This window comes from Nocardia sp. NPDC006044, from assembly GCF_042871115.1.
Classification (GTDB): Bacteria; Actinomycetota; Actinomycetes; order Mycobacteriales; family Mycobacteriaceae; genus Nocardia.
On record NZ_JBIAID010000006.1, the window covers coordinates 223,303 to 242,565 of the forward strand.

A 19,263-nucleotide genomic window follows, 5' to 3' on the forward strand; every position below is an offset into this window, starting at 1 on the left:
TTTTATGCATCAATAATATCACTTAAGCCGATATTTTTGGCGGCTACCAGATGACTGGGCGCGCCCAGTCGATCGACCCAACACGAGGCAGTTTGGCGCAGCTATGCGAAAACAATCATCCCGCGGGTGGCTGAAGGTGGCTGACAACGCAGAAGGCCCGCCTCCCTTGCGGAGGCGGGCCTTCTGCGTGGTGCTGTTACTCGCCGGAGGCTTCGGCGGTGCCTTCGGTGGCGCCGGTCAGGACGACCTCGGGCTTTTCGTCGCCCTTGTCGTCGGCCTTGGTGAGTTTGGTTTTGCCGGTGAAGGTGAACTTGGCGTCTTCGCCGGTGCCTTCGCCGTCCCAGCCTTCGACGTCGACGAACACGGTCTGGCCGGGTCCGATCTCGCCGAACAGGATCTTCTCCGAGAGCTGGTCCTCGATCTCACGCTGGATCGTGCGCCGCAACGGACGCGCGCCCAGCACCGGGTCGAAGCCACGCTTGGCCAGCAGCGCCTTGCCCTGCTCGGACAGCTCCATCGACATGTCCTTGTTCTTCAACTGCACACCGACCCGGCCGATCATCAGATCGACCATCTGCACGATCTGCTCGGTCGTGAGCTGATGGAACACGATGACATCGTCGATACGGTTGAGGAACTCGGGCCGGAAATGCTTCTTCAGCTCGTCGTTGACCTTCAGCTTCATCCGCTCGTAGTTCGAGCCCTGAATGTTGGACTGGGAGAAGCCCAACCCGACCGCCTTGGAAATATCCGAGGTGCCCAGGTTCGAGGTGAAGATCAGCACCGTGTTCTTGAAATCGACCGTCCGGCCCTGACCATCGGTCAACCGGCCGTCCTCGAGGACCTGCAACAGGGTGTTGTAGATCTCCTGATGGGCCTTCTCGATCTCGTCGAACAACACCACCGAGAACGGCTTACGCCGCACCTTCTCGGTCAGCTGACCACCCTCCTCATACCCGACATAGCCCGGAGGGGCACCGAAGAGCCGCGACGCGGTGAACCGGTCATGGAACTCACCCATGTCGATCTGGATCAACGCGTCGTCATCACCGAACAAGAAATTCGCCAGCGACTTCGCCAGCTCGGTCTTACCGACACCGGACGGACCGGCGAAGATGAACGACCCCGACGGACGCTTCGGGTCTTTCAGGCCGGCACGCGTGCGGCGGATCGCCTTGGACACGGCCTTGACCGCGTCTTCCTGGCCGATGATCCGCTTGTGCAGCTCGTCCTCCATGCGGAGCAGACGGGTGGTCTCCTCCTCGGTCAGCTTGAACACCGGGATACCGGTCCAGTTGGCCAGCACCTCCGCGATCTGCTCGTCATCGACCTCGGCGACCACATCCAGATCACCGGAACGCCACTGCTTTTCCCGCTCGGCACGCTTGGCGACGAGCTGCTTTTCCTTGTCCCGCAACCGTGCCGCCTTCTCGAAGTCCTGCGCATCAATCGCGGACTCCTTCTCCCGGCGCGCATCAGCGATCTTGTCATCGAACTCCCGCAGATCCGGCGGGGCGGTCATGCGACGGATCCGCATCCGCGCACCCGCCTCATCGATCAAATCGATCGCCTTGTCCGGCAAGAACCGGTCGTTGATATAGCGGTCGGCCAACGTCGCCGCGGCCACCAGCGCGCCGTCGGTGATCGACACCCGGTGGTGCGCCTCGTAGCGGTCGCGCAGACCCTTCAAAATGTTGATGGTGTGCTCGACCGTCGGCTCGCCGACCTGGACCGGCTGGAACCGGCGCTCCAACGCCGCGTCCTTCTCGATGTACTTACGGTACTCATCCAGCGTGGTCGCACCGATGGTCTGCAACTCACCGCGAGCCAGCTTCGGCTTCAGGATCGAGGCCGCGTCGATCGCGCCCTCGGCAGCACCCGCACCGACGAGCGTGTGCAGCTCGTCGATGAACAGAATGATGTCACCACGAGTGTTGATCTCCTTGAGGACCTTCTTCAGGCGCTCTTCGAAATCACCGCGGTAGCGGCTGCCCGCGACCAACGAACCCAGATCCAGGGTGTAGAGCTGCTTGTCCTTCAGGGTCTCGGGCACCTCGCCGTTGACGATCGCCTGAGCCAGACCCTCCACCACGGCGGTCTTACCCACACCGGGCTCACCGATCAACACCGGATTGTTCTTGGTGCGCCGGCTCAGCACCTGCATCACCCGCTCGATCTCCTTCGAGCGCCCGATCACCGGATCCAACTTGCCCTCGAGCGCGGCCTGGGTCAGGTTACGGCCGAACTGATCGAGCACCAGCGAGGTCGACGGCGTACCCGCCTCACCACGCGAACCGGAGCCCTCCACGGGCTCCTTGCCCTGATAGCCGGACAGCAGCTGGATCACCTGCTGACGCACCCGATTGAGATCAGCACCCAGTTTGACCAGCACCTGCGCCGCCACACCCTCACCCTCACGGATGAGACCCAGCAAAATATGCTCGGTACCGATGTAGTTGTGGCCGAGCTGCAACGCCTCCCGCAGACTCAGCTCCAAAACCTTCTTCGCCCGCGGCGTGAACGGAATATGCCCCGACGGAGCCTGCTGACCCTGACCGATGATCTCCTCGACCTGGCTGCGCACCCCCTCCAACGAAATCCCGAGCGACTCCAGCGACTTCGCCGCGACACCCTCACCCTCATGAATCAGCCCCAGCAGGATGTGCTCGGTACCGATGTAGTTGTGGTTGAGCATCCGGGCCTCTTCCTGGGCCAGGACAACGACACGCCTCGCGCGGTCGGTGAACCTCTCGAACATCGCTCCCTCACTCTCCTGCTTCCGACATTCTGGCAACAGACGCCGCAGTGTGCTGTGTAACAACCGTGGGCGTCAGCCTGCCATGAAGCCCGGGGGTCGTGGCCCCCGCCTTCCACTCTAGTTGGCGGGGGATGCTGCCGCCGCCAGTCCACCCTATTGGCGACCAGCGTCAGCACGGTCATTCACTCATAACGTGAGCATTGCATGATTCGTTTCCGGAATGGGTTTTGCCCTCAGCGAACACCGCCGGCGCACCCGGCGACCGTTGCCCGGGTGCTACCCCGTGAAGGGTGGGATGAAACCGCACGGCACCTCGTGCGGATGCCCGGGATCGAGCGCGTTGAGCACATAGGCGGCCGCGCGTGGGCTGCCCGCGATGCCCGCGTGCTCGGAAAAGTCCTGGGCACAGCCGTCCTGGACGACGATGTTGGTCACGTTGGGGCCGGGCACCAGGCCTGACGTGTAGGGCACCACGAGTTCGTCGAGGCGGGTGGCGATATTGGTGTAGGTCACCGCCGGGTGGTAGACACCGTCCGCGTTCAGCGCCGCGAGGAAGTCCGAGCCGGCCACGACCTGACGGCAGGCCTGGCACAGCGAGCCGACCAGCGTGTCGAACGCGCGCCCGGCGCCGAGCCGCTGGCTGAACGCGGCGATTTCACCCGCCCCCGCGACGTTCGAGCCGAGCCAGGGCGGCGCGATGGCGACCAGTTTGTCCACTTTGGCCGCGCCGCCGAGCCGCTTGACGAAATAGTTGCCGATGAAATTGCCCTGCGAGTGACCGACGATGTCGACCCGCGCGGCGCCGGTCGCGGCGAGCACCCGGTCGACGAAGGCGGCGAACTGCGGTGCGCTCTGTTCCATCGGCAGCATGCCGCCGATGGCTGAGATCGGCCAGGGCAGGTCGTAGGCGCCGTAGGTCATCGAGTACACGCAGTAGCCCTGATCGGCCAGCAGCGGCGCGTATACGCCCCAATTCGTCTGTGCTCCACCGCCGGTGCCGTGCGCGAGCACCACCGGGTTCGGATGCGCGGCGCTCGGGCGGCAGGACCAGTCGTTGGCGCCGGGCAGCGAACCGCCCGGATTCGCCAGTTCGTTCGGGATGCCTGCGAAGAAGTTGTAGTCGACCGGATATTGCTCGGCCTGGGCCGGCGCCGAGGCGAGCGCGCACAGCGCGGCGAACAGGACGACGAGAAGCGAAAAGCCTGGAACACGCTGCACAGTAGCCTCCAAATCTGGAACGTGTTCCAGAAAGCTACCGTGCGGCGTGTCCCAGGCGCGGTCGAGTCGCGAAACTGGTTGTGCCCGTTGCGGTCTAGCCCTGCCGGTAGGCGGGGGCACCCGGCTGGCCGGGGAACTGGCCCTGCGCCATCTGCGGTCCGGGCGCCGCGGCGCTCGCCTTGCCCTGCTGGACGCCGGAGGCGAACAGCGCGCCGCAGAGCACCAGGAAGGCCAGCGTGTGCAGCACCGCGCGGACGATGTTCCACCGCACCCAGGTGGCCTCGAAGTCGGCCCGGACCTTGGCCAGGTCGGCGATCTGGGCCGGATCGCCCGCGGCGGCCAGCTGGTCGTTCAGCGGCACGTTCAGGCCGGAAGTGACGGCGAAGGCGATGATGTTGATGACCAGGCCGACACCGATCCAGATCAGCGTGGTGCGCTGGTCCTTACCCAGGTGCAGCGCCGCGGCCAGAATCGAGAACCCGACGGTGCCCATGAACCCGATCATGAACACCGGGTTGATGATGACCACGTTGATCTTCTGCATCACGTCGATCATGGTGCGATCGTCGGTCTGGTTGAGCGCCGGCATCACCGAGTTCGCGTAGCCGTAGAAAAGACCCGCGATGAGCCCGGTGGCCAGGGTGGCCGCGACCAGGGCGGCCAGGCGTGCGGCGGTCATAATTCCTCCTGAGTGAAACCCGACTGGAGCCCTCATCGCTCCGGTTCGATGTGTCTAAGTCAAGCCGGTTCCGACACGGCTATCCATGGCCGAGACACTCGGCCGGCTAAGCGATCGTCTACGCGCGGGTCACAGATCCCGGTCGGAGATGAGCCCGCTCTGAATCGCCAGGAAGGCGAGGCGGACCCGCTTCGCGTTCTGCGGCAGGTCTTCGACGCCGAACTTGGCGAACAGCGCGCGCAGATGCGTCTTGATCGCGTCGACGCTGAGGAACAATTCCTCGGCGATCTGCTGATTGGAGGCGGGCGTCGCGAAGGCCGCGCCGTTCTTGTACGGGCGGCACAGCGCGATCAGCACCGAACGCTGAGTTTCGGTGAGCGAGCGGAAACTCGGCGGCACCGTTCCGCTGGAGACGCGGGTGATGTCGTCGGCGACGCCGCCGAAATCATGGAAGGACACCCGCGAGGTGCCGACCCGGATGACGTCGCCCGCCATCAGCCTGCGCCGGCCGACCAGCCGGTCGCCGTTGACGAAAGTGCCGTTGCGGGAAAGGCCGTCGTCCACGATGGTCCACTGCGCGCCGAGATATTCGATCGCGGCGTGCAGCCGGGACACCTCGGCGTCCCAGGGCAGCGCGAGGTCGGCCTGCGGCGAGCGGCCGATGGTCACCCGCTCGCGATCGGCGCTGAGCATGAGTTCCTGCTGACGACCCGTGTCATCTTGGAATCGCAAAAATGATCCGACGAATCCAGTCACTGCGCTGATACCTCGTCTCTCCATACCGCCAGTGACCGTCGCACGTTTCCATGGTGCCGCGTCCTGGAACCACGAGCAAGATCGATCCGCGCGCCACTTCGAGCAGCGTGTCTTCGCGCCGCGCGGTTATATCAGCAGCCTATGAGCCGCCGGACAAAGAGAAAACCGCCGCCCCGGCGTCGCACGATTCGCTGGGACGGCGGCTGAAAAATATGAAACTAACCCTTCGCGGCCTTGTTGTACGCGTCGGTGATGTCCGCGGAGATACGTCCCCGCGCGGACACCTTGTGTCCATTCCGGCGAGCCCACTCGCGAATTGCCGCACTTTGTTCGCGGTCGATGGAGACCCGGCTCTTGGGGGCACCCGTCGCGGTCGCGGCGGCCTTGACCCGGCGACGGCCACTCACTCGGCGGGCACTCGAAACCCACTCTTCCAGCCCGTCGCGCAGCTTCGCGGCATTCGCCGACGACAGGTCGATCTCGTACGAAACACCGTCGATCGCAAACTCGATGGTCTCGTCCGCGATGGACTCCCCATCGACATCGTCGATCAGGCTAACGGTGACCTTCTTTGCCATGAGATGAACGTCCTCTCGAAATCGTGCGACCCGCATACTAGGCCGATTACCCGAGGCAAGAATACCTCGAATTCCAAATTTTCCAAGACGAGGCCGAGATTTTGCAATCAGCTGGTCAGCGAGTGACCGGTCGCACAATTGGGAACAGTATTGTTTCCCGGATTCCGAGACCCGTCAACGCCATCAACAGACGATCGATTCCCATACCTGTACCCGTGGTCGGCGGCATGCCGTGCTCCATCGCGGCAAGGAAGTCCTCGTCCAACGCCATAGCCTCGTCGTCGCCTTGCGCGGCCAGTCGCGCCTGATCCACGAAGCGCTCGCGCTGGATCACCGGATCCACCAACTCCGAATAGCCAGTAGCCAACTCGAAGCCACGGACATAGAGATCCCACTTCTCGGTGACCCCGGTCGTGGTCCGATGTTGCCTGGTGAGCGGCGAGGTCTCCACCGGGAAGTCGCGCACGAAAGTCGGCGCGTAGAGCTTGTCGCCGTACTGGTGTTCCCACAGTTCCTCGACGAGTTTGCCGTGGCCATAGCCCTTACCCTCGGGAATTTCCAGACCGACCCGATCGGCGAGCGCGCGCAATTCCGCGACCGACGTTTCCGGTGTCACGGAGACGCCGAGGGCGTCGGAGAGCGACGGGTACATCTCGACCGTCGTCCACTCCCCGCGCAGGTCGTATTCCGTGCCGTCGGCCAGGGTGACCACCTGGGTGCCGAACACCTCCTGGGCGACTTCCTGGACCAATTCCCGGGTCATCCGCGCGGAGTCGTCGTAGGTGCCGTACGCCTCGTACGTTTCCAGCATCGCGAACTCGGGAGAATGCGTGGAGTCCGAGCCCTCGTTGCGGAAGTTCCGGTTGATCTCGAAGACCTGCTCCAGCCCGCCGACCACGCAGCGCTTCAGGAACAGCTCCGGCGCGATTCGCAGGTAGAGATCGATATCCAGGGCATTGGAATGGGTAACGAACGGCCGGGCCGCGGCGCCGCCGTGCAGCGTCTGCAGCATCGGCGTCTCCACCTCGAGGAAGCCGCGCCGTTCCAGCGCATTACGCAGGGCACGCACCACCGCGATGCGCGTCCTGGCCATTTCCCTGGCCTCCGGACGCACGATCAGATCGACATAGCGCTGCCGGACCCTGGACTCCTCGTTCATCTCCTTGTGCGCCACCGGCAGCGGCCGCAGCGACTTGGCCGCCATGAACCAGGAATCGGCCATGACGCTCAATTCACCGGTGCGCGAGGAGATCACCTCGCCGTGCACGAAAACGAAGTCGCCGAGGTCGACATCGGACTTCCAGGCCGCGAGCGCGTCGGCGCCGACACCGTTGAGGCTGATCATCGCCTGCAACTTGGTGCCGTCACCCTCCTGCAGCGTCGCGAAACACAGCTTGCCGGTATTACGCATGAATATGACGCGACCAGCGACACCCGTCTGCAACCCGGTCTGGGTGTCGGCGGCCAGATCCGGATATGCGGCACGAATTTCGGCGAGGGTATGCGTGCGCGGCACGACGACGGGATAGGCGTCACCGCCGTCCGCGAGCAACCGCTCCCGCTTCTCCTTGCGAATCCGTATCTGCTCCGGGGCATCGTCGGCGTCGGGCGCCACGGCAGGCCGCGAATCCGATGCGGGATCGCTGGACGAGGAAGTGTCGCTGGTGCTCACATCCAACAACCCTAGCGTGCACCGGAAATCGTTTTGCGGCCCGCCCGGCCTACTTCCCGGAGTAACGAAACGGTCTCGGCCCGTCCCCGCGTTGTTCGCCGGATTTGCACGGTCCGCTATCCGGGGAAATAGCGGGCATGCATCGATCCGGACGCGAAACCGCTTGTGCGCCCGGATCTTTCGAGATGGAAGTGATGCAGGGTAATTACAGCGAGGCGAGCGAGTCGACCTCGCGGGCGAAGTGCGGCGCTTGGATTCCGATGTGCAGCAGACCGGCCGCCTTCAATGCGTGGAAGCCGCCGACCAGATCGGTCGCCCGGTGCAGCCCGAGTTGTTGCAGCGCCGCGGCGGCGAGGCTGGAGGTATAGCCCTCGGAGCAGGCGACGATCCATTCCACATCGTGGTCGGTGGCCAGGGCCAAGCGGGCCGAACTGGTCGGATCGAGCCGCCATTCCAGTACATTCCGCTCGATCACCAGCGCTCCGGGCAACGCGCCCTCGCGCACCCGCTGCGCCTGCGGGCGAATGTCCACCAGAATCGCGCCCCTGGCGAGCGCCTGCGGCAATTCGAAGGCGTAGATGCGGTTCAGTTGGGCCCGCGCGTTGTCGAGCATCTGATCGATGGTCAGGCGAGTCATTACATATCACCTTCGGGCTGGTCGGTGAGAACGGTTCGGGTGCGCCGCAGGCTTCCGTGGCCGGTGACCTCGTAATAGGACATGGCGGTGAGCGGCGGTGAATAGGCGTGCACGCTGAGCGTCGGTTCGAGCAGTGCGGGGTCGATCGACTCGGTGGCGCTGCCGGCCACGGACTGCGCCGGGGCCCGCATTACATCGTGCACCCAGCCGATGGGAAAGGACGCTTGATCGCCCGCGGACAGCACACGGCGGCGTAGTTCGCTGCCGTTCCAGCGGAATTCCGAAAGCGCCCCGCTGAGCACGGTCAACGCGCCGAGCGAGCCGGCGTGGTCGTGCAATTCGGTGGATTTTCCCGGTGTCCAGCTGATCAGCCAGACATCGACTTCGTCATCGGTGAGCAGCCGGGTCGCCCACCGTTCATCGGCGGGCCACACGCCGTTCGCGGGCAGCAGATGGTCGTACCGCCCGGCCAATACATCCTCGGCGCCTTCGTCGGTCAGCCGCAGCAAATCGGCGGGACGCAGGCGGGTCGGCAATGCGGAGGCCACGGCGCGTTCGAGCGGCGGGGTAGCCGGAAAGGCATCCCGGGCTACGGAAAGGGAAAGTACGGAAGAACGCATGAGCGAATCTCCAGGAGGTCGCGAACGGTCGAGGGCGGTGGTCAGCCTCGATCGGTCGAGGCTTGGTCAGCCTCGACAACACTCCTGGGTGCGCACGCGGAAATACACAGCGGTGAGTGTATCAGCATCGGACACTGGGGAGGCAAGCGCCGATGGGTGCGACGAATCCGACATGGCGAGAATCAGACAGCGCCCTTGCGACGCTGGTTCCGCTCATATACGAGCCGCAACCCGGTCAGGGTGAGGTACGGGTCGTGATCGTCGATGGTCTCCGATTCCGGGACGATCAGCGCCGCGGTCGGGCCGGTCGCGACCACCGCGACGTCATTGCCGGAAAAGGCCTCGAACTCGTCGCGAATCCGATCGATCAGTCCGTCCACCATCCCGGCGAAACCGAAAACCGCGCCGGATTGCATGGCTTCCATACTGTTCTTCCCCAGTACCGACCGCGGCCGCGCCAGCTCTACCCGGCGCAGCGCACTGCGCTCCACCAGGGCTTCGGTCGCGATCTCCACGCCGGGGGCGATGATTCCGCCGAGGAACTCGCCCTTGGCCGAGACCAGGTCGACACAGATGGCGGTACCGAAATCGATGACGATGGCCGGCGAATTGTAGTGCTGATAGGCGGCCAGGCAGTTCACGATCCGGTCGGCGCCGACCTCTTTCGGGTTATCCACCAGCAGCGGAATTCCGGTGCGCACACCGGGTTCCACCAGCACGTGCGGCACGTGTCCCCAATATTGGGTCAGCATCGTGCGCAGTTCACGCAGCACCGGCGGCACCGTGGCCAGCCCGGAAACTCCGACCACCTGGTCGAGTTGCGGGCCGACCAGCCCGCGCACCTGCATCGCGAATTCGTCCGCGGTCAGCAGCGGATTGGTGTGAATTCGCCAGTGCCGCACCAGTTTCGAATGCGCGCCGGTACCCGAGAAAAGGCCGAGCACGATATTCGTATTGCGGACGTCGATGGTCAGCAGCATGTCAGGCGAGCGAGAGCGAGCGCGGCGAGGTGAGCCCGGAGCCGGCCGGCGCGTGCGCCGGATCGGAGCCGAGTTCGACCGGACGATTGCGCTCGTCCACGAAAACGACCTTCGGCTCGTATTCCGCGATTTCCTGCTCGTTCAGCTGGCCGTAGGCGATCAGGATGACCAGATCGCCGGGGTGGACCAGATGCGCGGCGGCGCCATTGATGCCGATCACGCCGGATCCACGTTCGCCCGCGATGACATAGGTCTCCAGGCGCGCGCCGTTGTCGATGTCGACGATGCAGACCTGCTCGCCCTCCAGCAGATCGGCGGCGTCCAGGAGATCCTGGTCCACCGTCACCGAGCCGACGTAGTGCAGGTCGGCGTGGGTCACCGTGGCGCGGTGGATCTTCGACTTCATCATGGTGCGCAGCATTGCGTCGCCCTTTCGTTGGTTCGTCGCCTAAACGGGCTGGGAGGTCCGCTGGACGGAGGCGTTGGGGTGGCCGTCGATCGGCGCGCCGAGAGTGACGGCGACATTGTCGATCAGCCGGGTGGGGCCCACCCTGGCCGCGACCAGCAGCCGGGCATTGCCGGTCTCCGGCGCGGGACCGAGATTGGTGGAACGCAATTCGAGGTAGTCGACGTCGAGGCCGGGCACCGCGGCCAGCACCTGGCGGGCCGCTTCGACCACGGCCTCGGGCCCGAGGCCACCGGCGTGCTTGCCCGCGGCCAGCGCCGCGGACAGGCCGAGCGCCGATTCCCGCTGTGCCGCATCGAGAAACCGGTTCCGGGAGGACATGGCCAGGCCGTCGTGCTCGCGCACGGTGGCCACCGGCTTGATCTTCACATCGAAGTTCAGGTCCCTGACCAGCTGCCGGATCAGCGTGAGCTGCTGGTAGTCCTTCTCGCCGAAGTACACCTCGGTTGGGCGCGCGATCTGCAGCAGCTTGGCGACCACGGTCAGCATGCCGGCGAAATGCGTTGGCCTGCTTGCCCCTTCGAGCTCGGCGCCGATCGGGCCCGGCTGCACGGTGGTACGCGGGCCGTCCGGGTACATGTCGGCGACGCTCGGCGCGAACACCAGCCCGACGCCCTCGGCCCGGAGCAGTTCGACGTCGGAGTCCAGGGTGCGCGGGTACTTGTCCAGATCTTCGTTCGCGGCGAACTGCAACGGATTCACGAAGATCGAGACGATCACGACCTGGTTGTTCCGCTTGGCCAGCCGGACGATCTCCAGATGCCCCTCGTGCAGCGCGCCCATGGTCGGCACCAGCGCGACGGTGCGGCCGACGCTGCGCAGGGCAGTGGACACCTGGGTGATCACGGCGGGATCGTGGTGCACGGTCAGCTCACCGGGCCGGTAGGCGGCACGTAATTTCGGATCGAACATCAGCGCCCTTTCAGCAGCTCGATGACGGCGGGATTGGTGCCCGCGCGTTCGGCGGTGCGCAGCGACAGGGCGCGATAGCCCTCGGCCAAGCGGGAATCGACGGATTCCAGTGCGGTCAGGTGTGCGGCGACGGCATCCGCGTCGCCGCGGGCGACCGGGCCGGTCAGCGCGGACTGCCCACGCCGCAGCGCGTTGTCCAGCGCGGCCGAGGCGAGCGGGGCGAGCAGCCGCTCGGCCAGGCCGTTCGGCTGGTCGTCGACGATCTGCTGCCCGAGCAGACCGGGTCCTTCCAGTGCGACCCGAAGCGCGGCAACCGCATCCACGATCAGTGTGACCAGATGATTGCTGCCGTGCGCGAGCGCCGCGTGATACAGCGCGCGGTTCTGCTCGAGCACCCGGACCGGCTCGCCGCCCATCTCGATCACCAGCGCCTGCGCGATGGCGTAACCGATCTCGTCGGCGGCGGTGATGCCGAAACACGCGTTGCCCAGCCGGGTGATGTCTTCGTCGTGGCCGGTGAACGTCATCGCCGGATGAATGGCCAGCGGCATGGCGCCGATCTCGGCCAGCGGGGCGAGCACGCCGACGCCATTGGCGCCGGAGGTGTGCGCGACGATCGTGCCCGGCCGGACCACCTTCGCGCCGGCCAGGCCGCGAGCCAGGCCGGCCAGCTCGGTGTCGGGCACGGCGAGTAGCAGCAGCTCACTGCGGGCGGCCACGTCCTCGACCGGCAGGATCTCGGAATCGGGCAGCCGGGTCCGCGCGCGGCGGACCGAGGCGTCGGAGATCGCGGAGACGCCGAACACCACGTGGCCGACGCGTTCCAGTGCCGCGCCGAGGGCGGAGCCGACGCGGCCCGCCGAGACGATGCCGACGGTCAGCCGAGCGGGCGCGAGATCGCCGCCCACCACCGACTGGGGATCGTTCGAAACGGGGTGGACCGAAGCCGCGTCGTCGTCAGAATTCACGCTTCTCGAGGTCAACAGTGTCCTCTCGATTTCGTTCCAGTCCCGCCGTGCGGGTACCGGACGTACGGCATCGAGAATATCGGCCCGATGTTTGCCAGTGCCACGGCCCTGGGCAGTGATTTACAACGCAGTATCTAATTGGCGGTGCTCGCGGGTCCCTACGTGGTCACGCTTCGCTACCGCCTCCGGGCCCGTCGCTCACACCGCGCATCTAATTGGCGGTGCTCGCGGGTCCCTACGTGGTCACGCTTCGCTACCGCCTCCGGGCCCGTCGCTCACACCGCGCATCTAATTGGCGGCGGTCAGCGCCGGTCGCGGCTCTTCTCCTCCGATTGCAGGTTGGCCATGATCTCGGCGACCGAGAGCCGGCGTTCGGGTGCGTCGGAATCCGCGTCGGCCTCGGCGCGACGCCGCCGGCGCGAGCTGGCCGTGCCCACCGTCGGGCCCTCCGTCGTCGGCCAGGCCGAGGGGCGGGTCGACTGGTACGCCGGCTTGGGCGCCGGCCGGGGCGCGGGGGCCGGCTCGATGACCGGGCCCTCGGTGAAGGCGTCGGCCCAGCCGGATCCGGACTGCTCCGGATCGCCGTCGGTCCCGGCGGCATCGGTGACCTCGGCGGGCTCGTCGTCCTCCAGCGAGACCGCCGACGTCTCGGCGGTGACCGGGTCGTCGAAGGGGCTGGCGAAGAGCGGCGGCTCCGGATGATCGGGCACGAACACCGGGGTCACACTGCTGCGCGGTTGCTGGTTCGACGGGACCGACCAGGGTCCGGCATTCGCGGAGCTATTGTTCGCCGGCTCGCCACCCGCGCTGGTCAGCTCTTGAACCCGGGTCGCGTCGGCGCGCAGGGCGGGCCGATCCATCGGCAGGTCGCCGTCGAACAGGCGTTGCAGACTGGTCCGGAGCACGGTGAGTTCGGCGCGCAACGCGGCCAGTTCGGTGGCGTCGGCGCCGACTTCCTCGCGCACCCGCGCCTCGATGCCGAGCTCGAATTCGCGCCGGGCGGTGACCTCCCGCTCGAGCTGCAACTCGTAAACGGTCTGCAGGTCGCGAACCTTGGCCTTGTCGATCGTCGCTTCCTTGCGATACCTAGTCGCGGCTAATGCGCCGATGACCGCCGCCCACAGGGCCGCGACCAAACCGATCCGGACGAACTGCAAGCTGTTGCTGAAGACCAGGAAAACGCTGGCAACCAGTCCGAGCAGAATCAATACGCCGATGAACAATTTTCCCGCGTCGTCCCGCCGTCGACGGGAAGTGCTGGTACGGGAGGGTGAAACCATGCAAGCCAGGGTAGCTTGATCGACTCCGCGCGCCCACAACTCGGTGCGGCAATTCCGAGGGCGATATTTGCTAAGTGGTTGCCGGATCGTCGGTTGGGTCCTCAGGAGCCCGGCAGCAATACTCGAGCCACAGGGCCGCAGCAACCAAAGCCACCCCCGCCAGCATCCCGACGATCGCGCCCGGACTGTCCGCGGCGGCCGCGCCGAGGGTGCCGCGCTGCGGGAAGACCCAGCAGAGGAAACCGAGCCACACCCCCGCGGCGATCGAACCGACCTGCAGCGACGCCTTGGCCAGCGCGACCGCGCGGGCCGCGGTGATCGGATGCAGCTGGTGCCTGCCGTTGCCGAGCTGGTTGTCGCTGACCCTGGCCCGGATGACGAACCCGAGCACCGCCTCCAGCACGGCGACCGGATACAGCGACGCCCCCGCGTAGATGGAGATCGGCGGAAAACTGTTGTACGCCATCCGGGTCGCGATCCACGCGACGATCGCGGCGATCACCACGTTCGCGGCCAGGTCCAGGATTCGCGTGGGTTTCAGCTGCACGACGCCGAACCTTCGGTGTCGTGCAACAGGGTCAGCTCGGTGCGTCGCACGCCGAGGCGTTCGGCGGCGGGCAGTTCGTCGAGCAGGTCGGTGATGGCCTGCGCCCGGCCGTCGACCTCGAGCGTCGCGTCCGGTTCCACGTCCTGCCACGGGATCAGGACGAACGCGCGGCGATGCGCTTGCGGATGCGGCAGCGTCAGTTCCGGATCCGCGCTGCTGACGGCGATCCATTCGTCGTGCCCGCGGTCGGCACACCAGATCACGTCGACGTCGAGGGTCCGTGCGCCCCAGCGCACTTCGCGGACCCGATCGGCGGCCTGTTCCAGCCGCTGACCGTGGCGCAGCCAGTCGATCGCGGCCCGCTCCGGATCATCGACCACGACAACGGCATTGAGGTAGTCGTCCTGTTCGACCCCGCCCCACGGCGGGGTCGAGTACACCGGGGACACGGCGACGACCCGGGCGCCGAGTCCGGCCACGACGCTGCGCAGATGCGCCAGCCGGTCGCCCAGGTTGGAACCGATCGACAGCACGGCGCGGGTCACAGCGGTTCCTTGCGGTGCCGCGAGGTGACCACCCGGACGTCGGTGAAGGTGTGTGGGATCGGGGCGGACGGCTTGTGCACGACCACCTCGACCGAGGCGATGCGCGGATCGGTCATCACGTCGTCGGCGATCTCGGCGGCGACGGTCTCGATGAGGTTGCGCGGTGTGCCCTGGATGATGCGCACGGCGTTTTCGGCGAGTTCGCCGTAATGCGCGGTGGCGAGGATGTCGTCGGTGGCCGCGGCGGCGGAAAAGTCCAGCCACACGGTGAGATCGACGACGAATTCCTGGCCGTCGCGGCGCTCGTGTTCGAACACCCCGTGATAGCCGTAGGCACGCAGCCCGCGCAGCTCGATGCGGTCGGCGCCGCGCTGGACCGTCGGATTCGCCTGCGCCGCGGCCTGATCGGCGGTGACGGGGGTCGGGTTCATCGGTGCGCTCCTGGTACCGGGCTCGGCTGGGCGGTGCGGTGCCGGGCGGCGACCTGCCAGGCATCGGTCACGGTGATGGCGTCCAGCGAGGCGCGCACGTCGTGCACCCGCACGCCCCACGCGCCGTGCATGGCGACCAGCGCGGAGACGGTCGCGGTGGCGATCTCGCGGCCGTCGGGCGGTCGCGGGCCGGACTCGTCGGCGAGCAACGCGCCGAGGAAGCGTTTGCGGGAGGCGCCGACGAGGACCGGCAGTCCCTGGCCGATCAGCTCGGGCAGCGCGCCGAGCAGATCCCAGTTGTGTCCGGCGTTCTTGGCGAAGCCGAGGCCGGGATCGAGAATCAGGCGGGACGGATCGACGCCCGCGGCAACGGCCAGGTCCACCTGGGTACTCAGCTCGGCGAGCACCTCGGCGACCACGTCGTCGTAGTGGTCGGCCGGCCCGGTGTGCCGGTAGTCGGCGCCCGCGCGCCAGTGCATGAGGATCCACGGGACGTCCGCGGCGGCAACGACTTTCACCATGTCCGGGTCGGCGCGGCCGCCGGACACGTCGTTCACCACGGAGACACCGGCCGCGAGCGCGGCCTCGGCCACGCTCGCGCGCATGGTGTCGACGCTGGTCGGCACGCCCGCCGCGACCAGACCGCGGATCACCGGAACCACCCGCGCGGCTTCGGTTTCCGGGTCGATGCGCACCGCGCCGGGTCTGGTCGACTCGCCGCCGATGTCGACGATGTCGGCGCCCTCGGCGTACAGCTCGATGCCGTGCGCGATGGCGAGTTCGGGGTCGAGGTAGCGACCGCCGTCGGAGAACGAATCACTGGTGACGTTGACGACGCCCATCACCACACAGGAGCGACCGCCACGCGCGAAGCTGCTCCCATCTGCGGTCATGTGATCCTCGTTCACTTCCGGAGAATGAGATCGAGCGCCTCGGCGCGGGACGAGGGGCTGGACTGCAACAGGCCGCGCACCGCCGAGGTGGTGGTGCTCGCGCCCGGCTTGCGGATCCCGCGCATGGCCATGCACAGGTGCTCGGCCTCGATCACCACGATGGCGCCGCGCGGGTCCAGCTTGCGCATCACCGCGTCGGCGATCTGGCTGGTCAGCCGCTCCTGCACCTGCGGGCGCTTGGCGTACAGGTCGACCACGCGGGCCAGTTTGGACAGCCCGGTGACCCGGCCGTGCTTGCCGGGGATGTAGCCGACGTGCGCGACACCGTGGAAGGACACCAGGTGGTGTTCACAGGTGGAGTACATGGGAATGTCGCGGACCAGCACCAATTCCTGGTGCCCCTCGTCGAACGTGGTGTTCAAGACCGCGTCCGGCTCGACGTAGAGCCCGGCGAACATCTCCCGGTAGGCGCGGGCGACCCGGGCGGGCGTGTCCAGCAGCCCGGGACGATCCGGATCCTCCCCGACCGCGAGCAGCAATTCGCGCACCGCGGCTTCGGCCCTGGCCTGGTCGAACGGTTGACCGGTCTCCAGCGCGACGAGCTGTTCGCCGGTCACGCCGTTGCCGGAACCGTTCTCGTCAACACCGTCCGAATCGGCGAGCACGTGGCCACCGATGTGATTGTTGGCCGACAATCGAGGACACCTCCAAAATCTCGGGTCCCGGCAATCACTCGGCACCCCGATGGTCGAGCCTAATCGTCACCGCGCACGATGCGAGCAACCGGCCCGGAGGCGACGCTCGCCCGACCACGCAGGTCACGCGAGCGCCGCCCGGCTTCAGTGCCGGCCGTTGTTCGGCCTGTCCCACTCGCCGTTCTCGCCGTCGCCGTTCGGGTTCGGGCGACCCGGCTCGTCGTATCCGGGGTGCTCGCCGTAGTTGCCGCGCTCGTAGCCACCGTCCGGCTGGGCGCCCTGCGGACCCCACGACGGCTGGTAGCCCTGGTTCGGCTGCGGCTCGGTCCAGCCGGGCGGCTGCCCCGGCTGCTGCTCGTCCCGCGGCGGCCAGCCGGGGGCCGACCAACCGGCCGGAGCACCGTAGTCCGGTCGCGACCCGTGCGTGCCCCCGCGCTGCGGGTAACCACCCTGCGCGGGACCCTGCTGCGCCGGGTACCCGGTCGCGGGCGGCGCGGGGTAGCCGTACTGCGGGGGCGCGTCGTAGGCGCCGGTGTCCGGGTAGCCGTTGGCGGGCTGGTTCTCCCTGGCCACGCCGGCGGGCAGCGGCGCGGGGATCTGCTCCGGCGGCCACGGCTCGCCGCGCTCGAGCGCCAGCTCGCCCGGGGTCTTCACCGGCGGCTTGTTCGACGGCACGCGATCGCCGAAGTCGTTGAACGCGGTGATCCGCGGCCGCTTCTGCACCGACGCGAGCAGGGTTTCGAGCTCCTTGCGGTGCAAGGTCTCCTTCTCCAGCAGCGCCGTCGCCAGCACGTCGAGCACGTCGCGGTACTCGTTGAGGATGGCCCACGCCTCGGTGTGCGCGGCCTCGATCAGGTTGCGCACCTCCTCGTCGATGGCGCCGGCGACCTCGTGCGAGTAATCCGAGGCCTGGCCCATCGAGCGGCCGAGGAACGGATCCCCGGCCTCCTGGCCGTAGCGCACCGCGCCCAGGCGCGAGCTCATGCCGTATTCGGTCACCATCGCGCGAGCGATCTTGGTGGCCTGGTCGATATCGGAGGACGCGCCGGTGGTCGGCTCGTGGAACACCAGCTCCTCGGCCGCGCGGCCGCCCATCGCCATCACCAGGCGGGCGATCATCTCCGAGCGGGTCATCAGGCCCTTGTCGTCCTCGGGCACCGTCATGGCGTGGCCGCCGGTGCGGCCGCGGGCCAGGATGGTCACCTTGTAGACGGGCTCGATGTCCGGCATCGCCCAGGCCGCCAGGGTGTGGCCGCCCTCGTGGTAGGCGGTGATCTTCTTCTCGTGCTCGCTGATGATCCGGCTCTTGCGGCGCGGGCCGCCGACCACGCGGTCGACCGATTCCTCGAGCGAGTCGCCGGTGATGACGGCGCCGTTCTCCCGGGCGGTGAGCAGCGCGGCCTCGTTGATCACGTTGGCCAGGTCGGCGCCGGACATGCCGACGGTCCGCTTGGCCAGACCGTCGAGGTCGGCGTCGGGCGAGATCGGCTTGCCCTGCGAGTGCACCCGCAGGATGGCGCGGCGGCCTGCAAGGTCGGGGTTGCCGACCGGGATCTGCCGGTCGAACCGGCCCGGACGCAGCAGCGCGGGGTCGAGGATGTCCGGGCGGTTGGTCGCCGCGATCAGGATGACGCCGGTGCGATCGCCGAAACCGTCCATCTCGACCAGCAGCTGGTTCAGCGTCTGCTCGCGTTCGTCGTGGCCACCGCCGAGGCCGGCGCCGCGCTGGCGGCCGACCGCGTCGATCTCGTCGACGAAGATGATGCAGGGGCTGTTCTGCTTGGCCTGTTCGAACAGGTCGCGCACGCGTGACGCGCCGACACCGACGAACATCTCGACGAAGTCCGAACCGGAGATGGTGAAGAACGGCACGCCCGCCTCGCCGGCCACGGCGCGCGCGAGCAGCGTCTTACCGGTTCCGGGCGGGCCGTACAACAGCACGCCCTTCGGGATCTTGGCGCCGAGGGCCTGGTAGCGCACCGGGTTCTGCAGGAAGTCCTTGATCTCGTAGAGCTCTTCGACCGCCTCGTCGGCACCGGCCACGTCGGCGAACGTGGTCTTCGGCATGTCCTTGGACAGCTGTTTGGCCTTCGACTTGCCGAAGCCCATCATGCCGCCGCGACCACCGCCCTGCATGCGGGCCATGACGAAGACGAACAGGCCGAGCAGGATGATCATGGGCAGCACGAACAGCAGGATCTGGGTCAGCCAGCTGTCCTGCTTGACCACGGTGTTATAGGTCGCGCCGGAATTCTTCACGGCGTCGAAGACCTGTCCGGAACTCGCGCTGCCGCCAGGGTATTTGGCGATGATCTTGCTCTGGCCACCGGTCGCGTCGTTGCCGTTCTTCAGCTCGATGCGCAGTTGCTGTTCACGATCATCGATCTGAACATTCTTGACGTTGCTCTTGTCGTTCAGCTGGCTCAATGCGACGGACGTATCGACGCTCTTCCAGCCGCGCGTGTCGTTGCCGAAATAGCTGAACGCATAGATCACGAGCAAGATGCCCGAGACTATGGCCAGGGTGCGAAACACAGTCTTGCGGTTCATAGAGCGTCGGCCGGTCCGGCCAGTCCTTTCCGGTGTCTCCGGTTCGTGCTAGCGATGCGTCGGGCGCGTCCGGCTCCG

The 19,263-nt window shown here is 67.0% G+C and carries 19 protein-coding genes; all 19 read right to left on the bottom strand.

Translation table 11 applies throughout. The features are described 5' to 3' along the window. Positions 1 to 196: 196 nt before the first annotated feature. The 19 genes from ACFYO1_RS40390 to ftsH all read right to left on the bottom strand — a co-directional run bounded on the left by ACFYO1_RS40390 (position 197) and on the right by ftsH (position 19,185). Positions 197 to 2,758: an ATP-dependent Clp protease ATP-binding subunit gene (locus tag ACFYO1_RS40390; RefSeq protein ID WP_387243800.1), complete on the bottom strand. Its 2,562-nt coding sequence runs from the start codon at positions 2,756 to 2,758 to the stop codon at positions 197 to 199. Positions 2,759 to 3,034: 276 nt separating this feature from the next. Continuing rightward, positions 3,035 to 3,976 (bottom strand): esterase/lipase family protein, encoded by a 942-nt coding sequence (locus ACFYO1_RS40395; protein ID WP_387243803.1) that lies wholly within the window; start codon positions 3,974 to 3,976, stop codon positions 3,035 to 3,037. Positions 3,977 to 4,070: 94 nt separating this feature from the next. Continuing rightward, positions 4,071 to 4,655: a DUF1772 domain-containing protein gene (locus ACFYO1_RS40400; RefSeq protein WP_387243806.1), complete on the bottom strand. Its 585-nt coding sequence runs from the start codon at positions 4,653 to 4,655 to the stop codon at positions 4,071 to 4,073. Between the two features lie 129 nt (positions 4,656 to 4,784). Continuing rightward, positions 4,785 to 5,348 (bottom strand): FHA domain-containing protein, encoded by a 564-nt coding sequence (locus ACFYO1_RS40405; protein ID WP_223884889.1) that lies wholly within the window; start codon positions 5,346 to 5,348, stop codon positions 4,785 to 4,787. Between the two features lie 281 nt (positions 5,349 to 5,629). Further along, positions 5,630 to 5,989, bottom strand: coding sequence for an Lsr2 family protein (locus ACFYO1_RS40410; protein ID WP_029900677.1), 360 nt, complete (start codon positions 5,987 to 5,989; stop codon positions 5,630 to 5,632). Positions 5,990 to 6,104: 115 nt separating this feature from the next. Continuing rightward, positions 6,105 to 7,604, bottom strand: coding sequence for a lysine--tRNA ligase (gene lysS, locus ACFYO1_RS40415; RefSeq protein WP_387244114.1), 1,500 nt, complete (start codon positions 7,602 to 7,604; stop codon positions 6,105 to 6,107). A 262-nt stretch (positions 7,605 to 7,866) separates the two neighbouring features. Further along, the gene (locus tag ACFYO1_RS40420; RefSeq protein ID WP_387244117.1) at positions 7,867 to 8,289 is read right to left on the bottom strand and encodes a rhodanese-like domain-containing protein; all 423 of its coding nucleotides are present in this window, start codon (positions 8,287 to 8,289) and stop codon (positions 7,867 to 7,869) included. Positions 8,290 to 8,297: 8 nt separating this feature from the next. Next, entirely contained in the window at positions 8,298 to 8,918 is a 621-nt protein-coding gene (locus tag ACFYO1_RS40425) for a cysteine dioxygenase (protein WP_387243810.1), read from the bottom strand. A 182-nt stretch (positions 8,919 to 9,100) separates the two neighbouring features. After that, entirely contained in the window at positions 9,101 to 9,898 is a 798-nt protein-coding gene (locus ACFYO1_RS40430) for a type III pantothenate kinase (protein ID WP_387243813.1), read from the bottom strand. A 1-nt stretch (position 9,899) separates the two neighbouring features. After that, positions 9,900 to 10,319 (bottom strand): aspartate 1-decarboxylase, encoded by a 420-nt coding sequence (gene panD, locus ACFYO1_RS40435; protein ID WP_387243816.1) that lies wholly within the window; start codon positions 10,317 to 10,319, stop codon positions 9,900 to 9,902. A 27-nt stretch (positions 10,320 to 10,346) separates the two neighbouring features. Next, on the bottom strand, positions 10,347 to 11,276 hold the full coding sequence (gene panC, locus ACFYO1_RS40440) for a pantoate--beta-alanine ligase (protein ID WP_387243819.1): 930 nt from the start codon (positions 11,274 to 11,276) through the stop codon (positions 10,347 to 10,349). Further along, on the bottom strand, positions 11,276 to 12,187 hold the full coding sequence (locus tag ACFYO1_RS40445) for a Rossmann-like and DUF2520 domain-containing protein (protein ID WP_387244119.1): 912 nt from the start codon (positions 12,185 to 12,187) through the stop codon (positions 11,276 to 11,278). Before ACFYO1_RS40445 ends, panC begins: the two co-directional genes overlap by 1 nt. A 359-nt stretch (positions 12,188 to 12,546) precedes the next feature. Continuing rightward, positions 12,547 to 13,524, bottom strand: a complete 978-nt coding sequence (locus tag ACFYO1_RS40450; protein WP_387243821.1) for a DUF6779 domain-containing protein — start codon at positions 13,522 to 13,524, stop codon at positions 12,547 to 12,549. A 70-nt stretch (positions 13,525 to 13,594) separates the two neighbouring features. Next, a complete protein-coding gene (locus tag ACFYO1_RS40455; RefSeq protein ID WP_387244122.1) occupies positions 13,595 to 14,065 on the bottom strand; it encodes a DUF3180 domain-containing protein in 471 nt (156 codons plus the stop codon). Continuing rightward, positions 14,062 to 14,616 (bottom strand): 2-amino-4-hydroxy-6-hydroxymethyldihydropteridine diphosphokinase, encoded by a 555-nt coding sequence (gene folK / locus ACFYO1_RS40460; protein WP_387243824.1) that lies wholly within the window; start codon positions 14,614 to 14,616, stop codon positions 14,062 to 14,064. Before folK ends, ACFYO1_RS40455 begins: the two co-directional genes overlap by 4 nt. After that, complete coding sequence (gene folB, locus ACFYO1_RS40465; protein WP_387243827.1) at positions 14,613 to 15,047, bottom strand: dihydroneopterin aldolase; 435 nt, start codon at positions 15,045 to 15,047, stop codon at positions 14,613 to 14,615. The genes folK and folB overlap by 4 nt, the downstream gene beginning before the upstream one ends. Beyond that, positions 15,044 to 15,940, bottom strand: coding sequence for a dihydropteroate synthase (gene folP, locus ACFYO1_RS40470; RefSeq protein WP_387243829.1), 897 nt, complete (start codon positions 15,938 to 15,940; stop codon positions 15,044 to 15,046). The genes folB and folP overlap by 4 nt, the downstream gene beginning before the upstream one ends. A gap of 11 nt (positions 15,941 to 15,951) precedes the next feature. Continuing rightward, a complete protein-coding gene (gene folE, locus ACFYO1_RS40475; protein ID WP_387244125.1) occupies positions 15,952 to 16,605 on the bottom strand; it encodes a GTP cyclohydrolase I FolE in 654 nt (217 codons plus the stop codon). 174 nt (positions 16,606 to 16,779) lie between these two features. Next, a complete protein-coding gene (gene ftsH, locus ACFYO1_RS40480) occupies positions 16,780 to 19,185 on the bottom strand; it encodes an ATP-dependent zinc metalloprotease FtsH (RefSeq protein ID WP_387243832.1) in 2,406 nt (801 codons plus the stop codon). Positions 19,186 to 19,263 lie beyond the last annotated feature (78 nt).